At 50.9% G+C, this 13113-nt stretch carries 12 protein-coding genes and 1 other annotated feature; of the genes, 10 read left to right on the top strand and 2 right to left on the bottom strand.

The genetic code is table 11. The features are described 5' to 3' along the window. Window positions 1–35: 35 nt before the first annotated feature. A complete protein-coding gene (gene adhE / locus BZG72_RS00210) occupies window positions 36–2765 on the bottom strand; it encodes a bifunctional acetaldehyde-CoA/alcohol dehydrogenase (RefSeq protein ID WP_255352030.1) in 2730 nt (909 codons plus the stop codon). Window positions 2766–3327: 562 nt separating this feature from the next. Here adhE and BZG72_RS00215 point away from each other — a divergent pair. Together BZG72_RS00215 and BZG72_RS00220 are read left to right on the top strand one after the other, a co-directional pair. Next, window positions 3328–3966 (top strand): YchE family NAAT transporter, encoded by a 639-nt coding sequence (locus BZG72_RS00215; protein WP_046075349.1) that lies wholly within the window; start codon window positions 3328–3330, stop codon window positions 3964–3966. Window positions 3967–4075: 109 nt separating this feature from the next. Continuing rightward, window positions 4076–4924, top strand: a complete 849-nt coding sequence (locus BZG72_RS00220; RefSeq protein ID WP_046075348.1) for an ion transporter — start codon at window positions 4076–4078, stop codon at window positions 4922–4924. A gap of 119 nt (window positions 4925–5043) precedes the next feature. Here the strand turns inward: BZG72_RS00220 and cysS are convergent, their stop codons facing one another. After that, the gene (gene cysS, locus BZG72_RS00225; RefSeq protein ID WP_077665837.1) at window positions 5044–6444 is read right to left on the bottom strand and encodes a cysteine--tRNA ligase; all 1401 of its coding nucleotides are present in this window, start codon (window positions 6442–6444) and stop codon (window positions 5044–5046) included. A gap of 286 nt (window positions 6445–6730) precedes the next feature. On the opposite strand from cysS, the gene BZG72_RS00230 reads away from it, so the two are divergent. The 8 genes from BZG72_RS00230 (at window position 6731) to hisC (ending at window position 13111) form a co-directional block, all read left to right on the top strand. Next, window positions 6731–7255 (top strand): MarR family winged helix-turn-helix transcriptional regulator, encoded by a 525-nt coding sequence (locus BZG72_RS00230; RefSeq protein WP_074212280.1) that lies wholly within the window; start codon window positions 6731–6733, stop codon window positions 7253–7255. 143 nt (window positions 7256–7398) lie between these two features. Then, the gene (locus BZG72_RS00235) at window positions 7399–7896 is read left to right on the top strand and encodes a peptidylprolyl isomerase (protein WP_046075345.1); all 498 of its coding nucleotides are present in this window, start codon (window positions 7399–7401) and stop codon (window positions 7894–7896) included. Between the two features lie 83 nt (window positions 7897–7979). Then, window positions 7980–8714 carry a UDP-2,3-diacylglucosamine diphosphatase gene (lpxH, locus tag BZG72_RS00240; RefSeq protein WP_077665838.1) on the top strand — a complete coding sequence of 245 codons (735 nt, stop codon included), beginning with the start codon at window positions 7980–7982 and terminating at the stop codon, window positions 8712–8714. A gap of 29 nt (window positions 8715–8743) precedes the next feature. After that, window positions 8744–9220 carry a YchJ family metal-binding protein gene (locus BZG72_RS00245; RefSeq protein ID WP_077665839.1) on the top strand — a complete coding sequence of 159 codons (477 nt, stop codon included), beginning with the start codon at window positions 8744–8746 and terminating at the stop codon, window positions 9218–9220. A gap of 93 nt (window positions 9221–9313) precedes the next feature. Then, window positions 9314–9520, top strand: coding sequence for a hypothetical protein (locus BZG72_RS00250; RefSeq protein ID WP_046075342.1), 207 nt, complete (start codon window positions 9314–9316; stop codon window positions 9518–9520). A gap of 143 nt (window positions 9521–9663) precedes the next feature. Continuing rightward, window positions 9664–9802, top strand: a sequence feature (His leader region). A gap of 34 nt (window positions 9803–9836) precedes the next feature. After that, on the top strand, window positions 9837–10733 hold the full coding sequence (gene hisG / locus BZG72_RS00255) for an ATP phosphoribosyltransferase (protein WP_077606935.1): 897 nt from the start codon (window positions 9837–9839) through the stop codon (window positions 10731–10733). 6 nt (window positions 10734–10739) lie between these two features. Further along, window positions 10740–12056: a histidinol dehydrogenase gene (gene hisD / locus BZG72_RS00260; RefSeq protein WP_077665840.1), complete on the top strand. Its 1317-nt coding sequence runs from the start codon at window positions 10740–10742 to the stop codon at window positions 12054–12056. Then, a complete protein-coding gene (gene hisC, locus BZG72_RS00265) occupies window positions 12053–13111 on the top strand; it encodes a histidinol-phosphate transaminase (protein ID WP_077665841.1) in 1059 nt (352 codons plus the stop codon). Before hisD ends, hisC begins: the two co-directional genes overlap by 4 nt. The last annotated feature ends 2 nt before the right edge of the window (window positions 13112–13113 follow it).

A 13113-nucleotide genomic window follows, 5' to 3' on the forward strand; every position in this document is an offset into this window, starting at 1 on the left:
GCGGGTCTTTGTCGTTAAGCGGTTACCTAGGTTAATTAGGCGTCTGCTTTTTCGTCTTTTTTCGCTGCTTTCGCGGCTTTAGTCGGTGCGGCGGCTGGTTGGTCATCTTTTTTCTTGATAACCGTCGTGCCTTCAAAGGTTTCACCTTCCACGTAAGGCTTACCGTAGTATGACGCAACCAACACTTCTTTCAGCTCTTTGATGAGTGGGTAGCGTGGGTTAGCGCCTGTACATTGGTCATCAAACGCTTCTTCCGCTAGCTCATCCAGTTTGGCCATAAAGTCCGCTTCTGGTACACCGGCTGCCTGAATTGAGACTGGGATATCCAGTTTCAGCTTCATTTCTTCAAGCCATGCTAGCAGGCGCTCGATTTTCTGTGCGGTACGGTCGCCGTCTTGTGCTAGGCCAAGGTGGTCAGCGATTTCTGCATAACGACGACGTGCTTGTGGACGGTCGTACTGCGAGAATGCCGTTTGCTTGGTTGGGTTGTCATTGGCGTTGAAACGTACCACGTTGGAAATCAGCAGCGCGTTCGCCAAACCGTGTGGCAAGTGGAACTCAGCACCGATTTTGTGCGCCATTGAGTGACACACACCCAAGAAGGCGTTAGCAAATGCGACACCGGCAATGGTGGCACCATTGTGCACTTTCTCACGTGCAATTGGATCGTTTGCGCCGTGCGCATAGCTCGCTGGCAGATAGTCTTTCAGCAATTTCAGCGCTTGCAGTGCTTGCCCTTCTGAATATTCGTTAGAAAGGATAGACACATAGGCTTCCAGTGCGTGGGTAATCGCATCGTAACCACCAAAGGCTGTCAGTGACTTCGGCATGTTCATCACCAGGTTGGCATCAACAATCGCCATTTGTGGTGTCAGCTCGTAGTCGGCCAGTGGGTATTTCGCCCCAGTTTCATCGTCCGTTACTACCGCAAACGGAGTCACTTCTGAACCGGTGCCTGATGTGGTTGTCACACAAACCAGCTCGGCTTTTTTACCCATTTTCGGGAATTTGTAGATACGTTTACGGATATCCATAAAGCGCATCGCTAGCTCTTCAAAAGCTGTCTGTGGGTGCTCATACATAACCCACATGATTTTCGCCGCGTCCATCGGTGAACCACCACCTAGGGCAATAATCACGTCTGGCTGGAAGCTCTTCATTGCTTCCGCACCTTTGCGCACCACGCTTAAGGTTGGATCCGCTTCTACTTCGAAGAAAGTACTCACGTCCATGCCTTGCGCTTTAAGCATTGACTCGATTTGCTCTGAATAACCGTTGTTAAACAGGAAGCGGTCAGTCACGATCATCGCGCGTTTCTTGTCTTCTAGGTCACTCAGTGCGATTGGCAAGCTGCCGCGACGGAAGTAGATAGATTTTGGTAGTTTGTGCCACAGCATATTCTCAGCTCGCTTCGCTACGGTTTTCTTGTTCATCAGGTGTTTAGGCCCAACGTTCTCAGAAATTGAGTTACCACCCCATGAGCCACAGCCCAATGTCAGTGACGGTGCAACGTTAAAGTTGTACAAGTCACCGATACCACCGTGCGTGGTTGGAATATTGACTAGGATACGAGCCGTTTTCAGGCGGTCACCAAAGTATTTGATGCGGTCTTGGTTCACGTCTTGGTTAGTATATAGGCCAGAGGTGTGGCCGATACCGCCCATTTCTACCATTTTGCACGCCATATCGACCGCGTGCTCAAAGCTCTTGGCACGGAACATACCCAAGGTTGGCGAGAGTTTCTCGTGAGCAAACTCTTCTTCGATGCTGATTTCCAGCCCTTCACCAATCAAGATTTTAGTGTCTGATGGCACGCTTACACCGGCCATGTCTGCAATCTTAGTGGCAGGTTGGCCCACGATATCAGCGTTAAGGTTACCGTTGATAAGTAGTACCTTACGCACTTTATCGGCGTCTGCTTTGCTCAATACATGGCCTTTGTGCGACGCAAAGCGTTCTTTCACTTCATCGTACACTTCGTCCATCACGATAACCGCTTGCTCTGACGCACACACCACGCCGTTATCGAAGGTTTTTGACATCAGTACAGACGCGACAGCACGTTTAATGTCAGCGGTTTCATCGATAACCACAGGCACGTTACCCGCACCCACACCAATCGCAGGTTTACCTGATGAGTATGCCGCTTTCACCATGCCTGGGCCACCGGTCGCCAGAATCAGGTTAATGTCGTCGTGCTTCATCAGTGCGTTAGAAAGCTCAACTGAAGGTTGGTCAATCCAGCCGATGATGTCTTTAGGTGCGCCCGCAGCCACTGCTGCATCGAGAACCAGTTTCGCGGCATCATTGGTCGAGTTTTTCGCACGTGGGTGTGGCGAGAAGATGATGCCGTTACGCGTTTTCAGTGAGATCAGTGATTTGAAGATCGCAGTAGAGGTTGGGTTAGTGGTTGGCACGATACCGCAGATAAGGCCAACGGGCTCGGCGATTGTCATGGTGCCGAATTCGTCATTCTCTTCGAGAATCCCGCAGGTTTTGTCGTCTTTGTATTTGTTGTAGATGAACTCAGAGGCGAAGTGGTTTTTGATAACCTTGTCTTCGAGGATACCCATGCCTGACTCTTCAACCGCTTGTTTCGCCAGTGGGATACGCGCGTTGTTTGCAGCCAGAGATGCGGCACGGAAGATCTTATCTACTTGCTCCTGTGAATAGGTCGCAAATTCTTGTTGTGCCTTTTTGACACGCTCAACCATCGCGTTGAGTTCAGCAATATTAGTGACAGGCATAGTCGTCTCCTGGTTCATATTTGAAAATCATTTAGTAATTGCTTAACGCCGCGTCTTTGCTTACTAAGCCATGTTTATCTTTGGTTAGTGTCGCCATTCGGTGCGTGGCATTTAGTAAATAACTTTCAAAACTGAGTATAAGTTTTCACAGCGTGAGTAACTTGATCTCGATCAGTTGTTATCAAATCAACCGCAATAAACTTTACGCTTAACCCCCACAGTTACTGGGTTTAATATTTTTGTAGCACAGAATGTATGTGTCTAAAATTTTCATCACAGTAACATGTTTTTTACATGATGAGACAAGTCTATATGTCGATACTGTATGTAAATTTCAACAAAACGCCTGAAGATGGTTGTTTATATCCACGACACCGACCCTCAGTATAGTTTGCCGTGCGAAAGTTGCATGACGACAAATCGTTTGAGTGAGCCATCTTAAGTTGGTTCAAAACGTGCAATCATTGCATGCAGAAAATACATGGCTGAGTGGTTGGTTTTTAAACTGATATCGCTATACTGGCGCCATTGATTTAACCCGAGAGAAACTGGACTTCCTCACAGCATTACGAGAGTCACCATGGCCGCTTTCGACACCATGATTTTTGTGCAGTTTTTTGTCGGGCTTTTTGCCGCCGTTAACCCTATCGGTATCATGCCCGTTTTTGTCACCCTCACCGTACATCTTGATAAACAAGAACGAAATCGCACGGCATACACCGCAGCCATCGCGGTCGCGATCATCTTGATTGTTTCTCTACTTGCCGGTCAGATGTTGCTGGATTTATTCAGTATCTCCCTCGACTCATTCCGGGTGGCTGGTGGCATGTTGCTGCTCAGTATCGCTTTTACCATGATGAACGGTAAGTTGGGTGAGGGTAAGCAAAACAAGCAGGAGCAATCCGAAACCATTAGCCGTGAACAAGTGGGCGTGGTGCCGCTGGCAATGCCGCTGCTCGCCGGGCCAGGTGCGATCAGCTCAACCATTGTGTATGGCTCTCAATACCCCGATACCTGGAGTACGATTACATTAATCACCACCCTGGTGCTGTTCTCTGCAGGAATCTGGGGATTATTTAAAGTCGGCCCTGCAGTAGTGAAATTTTTAGGCCAAACGGGTATCAACGTTATTACGCGGATCATGGGTCTTATTCTGGGCTCATTAGGCATCGAGTTTATCGCCTCTGGCATGCGCGCTTTGTTTCCTGGCCTTAACTAAACGCGCGGTCATCCCGTGCAGCGCGTAGTACTAGCAAACCGGCACGCAGGCAGTTGCTGTGCCGGTTTTTTGCGGCTCAATCATGGAAGGTTTATAGCAAGGTAAGCGAATGAATAAGTCACAAAGCCGTCTTCAACATTATCTCTACACCACCATCTTTGGCACCGAGACGAAGCACGGGAAAGCATTTGATTTGGTGCTAATTGTGATGATCTTGGCCTCGATGGTGGTGTTGATGCTGGAATCCATCGCTAGCTTTCACGCTCAATGGTCGCAATGGCTCTATTGGATTGAATGGGGCTTTACCGGCATCTTTACCATCGAGTATTTACTGCGCCTTTATTGCTCTCCGCGTCCGTCTGCTTATGCGCGAAGCTTTTACGGCGTGGTGGATTTACTGGCGATTCTGCCCACCTATATCGCGATTTTTGTCCCAGGCACCACTTACCTGATGGTGGTACGCCTGTTGCGGGTATTGCGCATTTTCCGTGTTTTGAGGCTGATGCGCTTTTTGGAAGACTCCAACATCTTGTTACGCTCGATGATGCTGTCATCGCGCAAGGTGATGATTTTCTTCTTCTCCGTGGCGATCCTGGTCACCGTCTTCGGCGCACTTATGTACGTGATTGAAGGGCCAGAGAATGGCTTTACCAGTATTCCCTATGCCATCTATTGGGCGATCGTCACCCTCACCACCGTCGGCTATGGCGATATTGTGCCGCAAACCGATATTGGCAAGGCACTCGCGTCTTTCACCATGTTGATGGGCTATTCGATTATTGCCGTGCCTACAGGGATCATCACTGCCGAAATCGGTCAGCAGATGTCACTGCATCGCAACTTGGTAAAATGCCCTAACTGCTCAAAAAGCGGCCATGAGTCCGACGCCTCATTTTGTAAGCATTGTGGCAGTGAACTGCCGGAAGCCGATAAACGCGTGGTCACACCTGGGCTGTAACACTGGCTTCACGTTGATTGGTACGGCAGTCGCTGCGAGTAAAAGCACGAGATACCGATAATAAAAAAACGGAGCGGGTCGGCTCCGTTTTTAGTGGCTCAATGGCAAATAACAGTCGCTTACTTACGGCGCCAAGTGGTGCCTTGTGGGCCGTCTTCCAGCACAATACCCATCGCGGTGAGCGCATCACGCGCGGCATCGGCGCTGGCAAAGTCTTTGGCTTTACGGGCATCGTTCCGTTTTTGAATGAGCGCCTCGATTTCAGCCACTTCATCATCAGCCCCTGCATCGCCTTGCAAGAAGCTATCGGCATCTTGCTCGAGCAAACCAAGAATCGACGCTAACTTGCGCATTTGCGCGCCCAGCGCGGATGCCGCCGCCTGATCATCGCCGCGCAGTCGATTAACCTCTCGAGCCATATCGAATAGCACCGAATAGGCCTCTGGGGTATTGAAGTCATCGTTCATCGCCGCTTCAAAGCGTGCCACGTATTCATCGCCACCGGCAGGTACGGCCTGAGTGTCTAAACCGCGAAGCGAGGTGTACAGACGCTCAAGTGCTGAACGGGCTTGATTGAGGTTTTCATCGCTGTAGTTCAACTGGCTGCGATAGTGACCGGACAGCAAGAAATAACGCACGGTTTCGGCATCATAATGTGCCAATACATCACGGATGGTGAAAAAATTCCCCAAGGATTTGGACATCTTTTCACGATCAACCATCACCATGCCGCTGTGCATCCAGGTATTGACATATGGGGTGTCATGGGCGCAGCAAGACTGGGCAATTTCGTTCTCATGGTGCGGGAACTGCAAATCAGAGCCGCCACCATGAATATCAAAATGTTCGCCCAAGATCGCAGAGTTCATTGCCGAGCACTCGATGTGCCAGCCAGGGCGACCTGGCCCCCACGGGGATTCCCATGTTGGCTCGCCAGGTTTGGACATTTTCCACACCACAAAATCGAGAGGACTGCGCTTGGCTGTTTCAACATCCACACGGGCGCCCGCTTGCAGCTGATCGAGGTCTTGCTTTGACAGCTTGCCGTAATCATCAAACTTGGCCACTTCAAACATCACGTCGCCATTATCTGCGACATAGGCGAAGCCACGCTCAATCAGCTTTTCTACCAGTGCGATGATTTCATCGATGTAGTCCGTCGCACGTGGCTCGATATCAGGACGCGCCATGTTTAAAGCATCAAAGTCTTGGTACATTTCACCGATCAAGCGCTCGGTCAATGCGTCACAGCTCTCGCCATTTTCCGCCGCACGCTTAATGATTTTGTCATCGATATCCGTGATATTACGGACAAAGGTCAAATCAAAGCCCAAGTAGCGCAAGTAGCGCGCAATCATGTCAAACGAAACAAAAGTACGCCCGTGACCAATATGACAGAGATCGTAAATCGTCACCCCACACACATACATGCCAATTTTTCCCGGCGTGATGGGTTGAAAGACAGCTTTATCTCGCGTCAGTGAGTTGTAGATCTTTAACGGGGGGGTTTGCGTCGACATAATAATTTGATGACTCGTTACAATAGTGACAATGAGTAAGGTGAAGCAGCTATTACACCTTTTCTACTGGCATGACGCAAGCCTCTCACGCCGGCCAAGGCCTGTGAAACATTAAGACTGGGCTCACAAGTTACGACTAAAACCGAGATTATCGCTTGAGCTTTTTAAGTCAATTCATTTATTTTTCAATAAAGAATCTTTATCGATAAGTATTTATTGGGCAAACTGGCCCACTGACTGATTGGCACTCACCGATCTTATTGAGACTAACCGATGTGGCAGAATCATGACTGATAACGCAACCCCTTCCGCGCCCCAAGAGGACAAAGTTGACCTCATCTTACGCCAATGGCACGACGAGCGCCCAGATATCGACCCCAGCCCGATGGCGATCACGGGCCGTCTCGCGCGGGTTTTGGGCAATATCAATCCCAAACTGCAACAAGTATTTGGCCAATATAACCTCAACCCTGGCGAGTTTGATGTGTTGGCCTCCCTACGTCGTGCAGGCTCGCCCTATACATTAACACCCAACCAGCTGCTCGATGCCTTGATGCTTACTTCGGGCGCAATGACCAACCGTATCGATCGCCTCGAGCAAAAAGGCTTGGTGTCTCGCAGCCCTGATCCCAACGATCGCCGTGGCGTCTATGTCTCACTGACAGACGCGGGTATGGGATTAATCGATAAAGCGGTGACGGATCATACCAACAATTTACACCAACTCTTGGCGGGTCTCACCGCCGATGAGCAAGCCGAACTCGCCGTGTTACTAAAAAAATTACTCGCACATGTTGAGCCCGTGTCTTAATCGCTTTTCCCCAGCTCGCCTGAGATAAGGACGACTCAGGAATGATGATTAATTCCACATCCAGGGGATCTTTGCTTGATCAGCGAATACTTTCGGCTAAAATCTGTGATCCTTTTTAGCCAAGCCAATGACAGGATTACATCATGGTGACTCTTCATACCACGTTCGGTGACATCAAACTTCGCATGTTTGCAGACGAAGCACCGGCTACGGTCGAGAACTTTTTACAATACTGCCGTGACGGCTTTTACGACGGAACCCTGTTCCACCGCGTGATTGACGGCTTTATGGTCCAAGGCGGTGGCATGGCCTCTGGCATGGAAGAAAAAGCAACCCGTGCGCCAATTAAAAACGAAGCAGATAACGGCCTCAGCAACTTGACGGGGCGCTTGTCGATGGCTCGCACCATGGAGCCGCACTCAGCAAGCTCGCAATTCTTTATCAACGTCAATGACAACCTGTTCTTGGATCACAAAGCTAAGACGCCAGATGGCTGGGGCTACTGTGTGTTTGCCGAAGTGGTTGAAGGCATGGATGTGGTCAACAAGATCAAAGGCGTTGCCACCGGTAACTGGGGTTACGTTCACCAGGACGTCCCGGTCGAAGAAGTGTTGATCAATAGCGTGACTATTGAAGACTGAAGTGACACTATCGAGCAAGGGTAGCCAAGGCTACCCTTTCTTTTTCGTCGCGACCCGCTTTCTATTAATGATAAAACCAACGCATGTCTCATACCCTCTTCATTGCTGATTTACACTTAAGCCCGACGCGGCAAGATATCACTGACTGCTTCGAACGATTTATGAAGCAAGAGGCGATAAATGCCGACGCCCTGTATGTTCTGGGGGATTTATTCGAGGTTTGGATTGGTGATGACGACAACAGCCCGTTTCATCGACAGATTAAAGCGGCGTTTTCCGCGGTGACTGAGCAAGGCGTGCCAGTGTACTTTATTCATGGCAATCGTGATTTTTTAATTGGCCAACGCTTTGCTAGAGAAACCGGCGTAACGCTGTTAAGCGAGCTTGAGTGCATCGATTTATATGGCACCCCCACCCTGATCCTGCACGGAGATACCTTGTGCCTCGAGGATGTTGATTATCAGGCATTTCGACGCAAAGTCCACCAGCGCTGGTTGCAGCGACTATTTCTGAGCCTACCACTGACGTGGCGCCGCAAGATTGCGGCCAAAATGCGCGCGGGCAGTGCCAATGCCAACCAACAAAAGTCAACGTCCATCATGGATGTCACGCCGCAAGAGGTGCAGCGCCAGTTGGATAACGCCAATGTACGCCATATGATTCACGGCCACACCCATCGCCCTCATATCCACCAGTGGCACCAACACGGCACCGAGTACCGACGTATTGTGTTAGGCGATTGGTATCAACACGGCTCTGTGTTGGTGTGCAATGAACAAGATTGTGACTTGCAAACCCGCGACTTTACCCATCGCTAAGCCATTCAGCCTATTGTTAAGAGAAAGCTATGCAAACTGACTTATGCCCTTGTTGCAGCAATAAACCCTATCAAGATTGCTGCGCGCCCATTCATCAGAACCCCGCCAATGCTATCCATCCTGAGCAACTGATGCGCGCTCGTTATAGTGCACACCCCAAAGGCTTGGTGGATTTTATTGTTGCGACCTATCACAGTGAATGTGGCGCTGGGTCGTTTCGTGAAGATATTGCTGCCATGACCCAGCACCAATGGCAATCTCTCGAAGTACTCGATAGCGAGGTGTTGCAGCAAGGTGAACTTGGCTTTGTGACCTTCAAAGCGCACTTTATTGCCGACGGTGAGCCTCAGTGCCTGTACGAGCGCTCTCGTTTTGTCAAAGAGACGATCGATGGACAGCTTCAGTGGCGATATATCGATGGCGTGTTTCCCGGCCATGTCAAAGCGGGGCGCAACGATCCCTGCCCGTGTGGCAGCGGACGTAAGTTTAAAAAGTGTTGCAGTTAGTCTCTACCCTCCTCTGAGAAGACCTGGTTAAAAATCAATCAAGAATTCTTTTCCTTGGTCGATACTGATAGTAAGACCAGAGGAGGATGAATCATGAATTGGCTCGGCAATCTCAGTCCCGTGTATCGCACACCACATGCACCGCCAACCAAAGTATGGGCAATTCGAAAGCAAGCCCATATTGAGGAGCGCAAGCAGCGTCGCTTAGATGATCCATCGGATCACCATGCGTCGCCGCAGGCTGAAAAAGAGAGCGCGCCACGCAAAAAAGATGATGGCTCGCTGGATGTTTATGTCTAGGCGTCACCGCTTGTCATGCTAGGCGGTGAAAAAATCTCCATGTTTGTAGTTGCAATCTAAGCTGACTTTGATATTGTCAAAAAAGAAATGAGATTGACCAACGTAAATGGACATCAAAAAATGACTTCATCGCTAATGACAATGCATCACCACCATCATCCTGACTAGTCTTTCGGGAGGAATGGTTTCGACTGGAAGACGAGTAAAAAGCGCTTCCGTCGGTCATTAGCCAGCTAACAGATTCAGACCCTCGGGAGCACCGTCTTCCGAGGGTTTTTTCTTTTTTAGCTTTTCATTTTTAGACAAGGAAGCACACATGCAAACACAACGCTTACGTATCGCCATCCAAAAAAAGGGCCGCCTCGCCAAGGAGTGCCAAGAGCTGCTTAAACGCTGCGGGGTAAAAATCAATTACACCGGTGAGCGTTTAGTGGTTCACGCCGAAAACATGCCCATCGATCTGCTGCTGGTCCGTGACGATGATATCCCGGGCCTTATCATGGACGGCGTGGTTGATTTAGGGGTGATTGGCGAAAACGAATTAGAAGAAGTACGCCTTGAGCGCATCAAGCTGGGCGAGCCGAGCCAATATCAACTACTGCGCCGCCTCGATTTCGGCGGCTGCCGTCTCTCTATCGCCCTCGATAAAGACCAAAGCTATAACGGTCCACAAGATCTGGCCAGCCAACGGATTGCCACCACCTACCCCAATATTCTCAAAGCCTATATGGACAAACAGGGGGTAAACTTTAGCACCTGTATGCTCAATGGCTCCGTCGAAGTCGCGCCGCGTGCGGGACTAGCCGATGCGATTTGTGACTTAGTCTCAACCGGTGCCACCTTAGAAGCCAATGGCTTGAAAGAAGCCGAAGTCATATTCCGCTCAAAAGCGGTATTGATCCAGCGTGAAGGCAGCTTCAGTGAAGAGAAAACCGCATTGATTGAACGCTTGCTCACCCGCATGCAAGGTGTCATCCAAGCCAAAGAGTCCAAATACATCATGCTCCACGCGCCCAGCGAAACCTTAGAGCAAGTGGTCGAGCTACTCCCCGGCGCGGAAGATCCCACCATCTTGCCATTAGCCCACGAAAAGAGCCGTGTCGCGGTGCACTTGGTCAGTACCGAAAATCTGTTCTGGGAAACCATGGAAAAATTGAAGCAGCTGGGCGCGAGCTCAATCTTGGTCCTGCCGATTGAAAAGATGATGGAGTAAGTCACGATGCGTACTGTGGTCTGGAAATCACTCGGAGAGTCACAAAAAGAAGGCTTAATGCGCCGTCCGGCTATCACAACCGGCGCGCAAACCCAAGCGAGCGTCGCGGATATTATCGCCGATGTCCGTGAGCGAGGCAATGAAAGCTTAAAAGCATTGACCCAAAAGTTCGATGGGGTCGAACTCGATAGCATCAAACTCGACAAAGCGACCTTGGCCGAGGCTGAAGCGCGCTTGGGAGAAGATATCAAGCTATCCCTGCGCCAAGCCTACGATAACATCAGCACCTTTCACCGTGCGCAAAAAGCGCAGCCATTGAAAGTCGAAACCATGCCGGGGGTGGTGTGCGAATCCATTACCCGCCCGATTAACCGCGTGGGGCTGTATATTCCCGGCGGTAGCGCGCCCTTACCCTCGACCGTATTGATGTTAGGCGTGCCCGCACAAATTGCTGGCTGCCGAAAAGTAGTGCTGTGTACCCCACCGCCGGTGGCCGATGAAATCTTATACTGTGCCAAACTGTGTGAGATTGATGAGATTTATACCCTGGGCGGCGCACAGGCGGTGGCGGCGATGGCCTTTGGCACTCAAAGCGTGACCAAGGTGGATAAGATCTTTGGCCCGGGTAATGCCTATGTCACCGAAGCCAAACGTCAAGTGAGCCTTGCCGCCAATGGCGCGGCCATGGACATGCCTGCCGGCCCCTCGGAAGTGTTAGTGATTGCCGATGCCGGCGCGGATCCAGACTTTGTTGCCGCCGATTTACTCAGCCAAGCAGAGCACGGCCCCGACTCGCAAGTGGTGCTGGTGACCCCTGCCCCAGAGATGGCAGAGAAAGTGGCGGATGCAGTGCAGCAGCAATTAACCACACTCAGTCGTGCAGAGATTGCCAAGCAAGCGCTGGGCAGCAGTGTGATTATCATTGCCGACACCCTCACTCAGTGCGTGTCGATTTCTAACCGTTATGGGCCGGAGCACTTGATTGTGCAAACTCAACAGCCAAGGGATTTGTTACCCCTGTTGGATAATGCTGGCTCGATTTTCTTGGGCGCATACTCGCCCGAGTCTGTGGGCGATTACGCCTCTGGCACCAATCACGTGCTCCCTACTTATGGCTATACGCGCACCTACAGCAGCCTTGGGCTGGCCGACTTTACCAAGCGAATGACGGTACAAGAGCTTAGCGACACCGGTTTGCAAACATTGGGCCCGACAGTGATGCGTATTGCCGAAGCAGAAGGCTTGGATGCACACCGCCAAGCAGTCGAGATTCGTCTCACTAAGCTGCAACAAGCTCAAGCTTCGGAGGATCCATTAGTATGAGCATCGAAAAACTCGCCCGTGAGCAAGTACAAGCGCTCACGCCCTATCAGTCAGCCCGCCGCATTGGCGGCAGCGGGGATGTCTGGCTCAATGCTAACGAGTCACCCTTTGACAACGCTTACACCGTAAGCGGTCAGGGACTCAATCGCTACTCCAGCTGTCAGCCCAATGCATTGATCAATGCCTATGCAGACTATGCCGGCGTAGCAACGAACCAAGTCATCACCACTCGTGGCGCCGATGAAGGGATTGATTTGTTGCTGCGTGCCTTTTGCGAGCCAAACCAAGATAGCGTGCTGATCTGTCCACCTACCTATGGCATGTATGCGGTCAGTGCGGAAAACCAAGGGATCGCCACCACCCAAGTGCCGCTCACCGCCGACTGGCAGTTGGACATGGCAGAGATTGATAGCGCCTTGGAGGCAGATACCGGTATCAAGCTTATCTTCGTGTGTAGTCCCAATAATCCGACCGGCAATCTGATTAACCGCGACGACATTGAGGCGCTACTTACCCGCACTCAAGATCGCGCGATTGTGGTACTGGATGAGGCCTATATTGAATTTAGTCCAGAAGCGACCTGCACCGATTTGCTCGCGCGCTTTGAGAATCTGGCTATTCTGCGCACCCTATCCAAAGCGTTTGCCCTAGCAGGACTGCGTTGCGGCTTTACCCTCGCCAGTCCCGCGATTATTAGCTTGATGCTTAAGGTGATCCCGCCGTATCCCGTCCCGGTCCCCGTGGCACAGATTGCCGAGCAAGCGCTCTCCGAGGCCGGTTTGGCGCGGATGAAATATCAGGTTTTGGATTTGACCGCCAACCGTGCCTACCTGCAAGCCGGCCTCAGTATGCTGCCCGGCGTTGAGGTGCATCCGGGTTTTGGTAACTATCTGCTCATCACGCTGGATGATGCCGACGCAGTGTTTGAACGTTTAGGACGTGCCGGCATGATTGTGCGTCAGACCGCCGTTGCCAACAGCTTGCGCATCAGCATTGGTAACCGTGACGAATGTGAAAAAGTGCTGGCCTTTATCCGCCAGCAACTCAGTGAATAAGG

The sequence above is a fragment of the Salinivibrio sp. PR6 genome, assembly GCF_001995955.1.
GTDB lineage: Bacteria > Pseudomonadota > Gammaproteobacteria > Enterobacterales > Vibrionaceae > Salinivibrio > Salinivibrio siamensis.

Coding starts and splice junctions, on each gene's coding strand:
- adhE (WP_255352030.1), bottom strand. CDS start 2,765: ATGAACCAGGAGACGACTATGCCTGTCACTAATATTGCTGAACTCAAC.
- BZG72_RS00215 (WP_046075349.1), top strand. CDS start 3,328: ATGGCCGCTTTCGACACCATGATTTTTGTGCAGTTTTTTGTCGGGCTT.
- BZG72_RS00220 (WP_046075348.1), top strand. CDS start 4,076: ATGAATAAGTCACAAAGCCGTCTTCAACATTATCTCTACACCACCATC.
- cysS (WP_077665837.1), bottom strand. CDS start 6,444: ATGTCGACGCAAACCCCCCCGTTAAAGATCTACAACTCACTGACGCGA.
- BZG72_RS00230 (WP_074212280.1), top strand. CDS start 6,731: ATGACTGATAACGCAACCCCTTCCGCGCCCCAAGAGGACAAAGTTGAC.
- BZG72_RS00235 (WP_046075345.1), top strand. CDS start 7,399: ATGGTGACTCTTCATACCACGTTCGGTGACATCAAACTTCGCATGTTT.
- lpxH (WP_077665838.1), top strand. CDS start 7,980: ATGTCTCATACCCTCTTCATTGCTGATTTACACTTAAGCCCGACGCGG.
- BZG72_RS00245 (WP_077665839.1), top strand. CDS start 8,744: ATGCAAACTGACTTATGCCCTTGTTGCAGCAATAAACCCTATCAAGAT.
- BZG72_RS00250 (WP_046075342.1), top strand. CDS start 9,314: ATGAATTGGCTCGGCAATCTCAGTCCCGTGTATCGCACACCACATGCA.
- hisG (WP_077606935.1), top strand. CDS start 9,837: ATGCAAACACAACGCTTACGTATCGCCATCCAAAAAAAGGGCCGCCTC.
- hisD (WP_077665840.1), top strand. CDS start 10,740: ATGCGTACTGTGGTCTGGAAATCACTCGGAGAGTCACAAAAAGAAGGC.
- hisC (WP_077665841.1), top strand. CDS start 12,053: ATGAGCATCGAAAAACTCGCCCGTGAGCAAGTACAAGCGCTCACGCCC.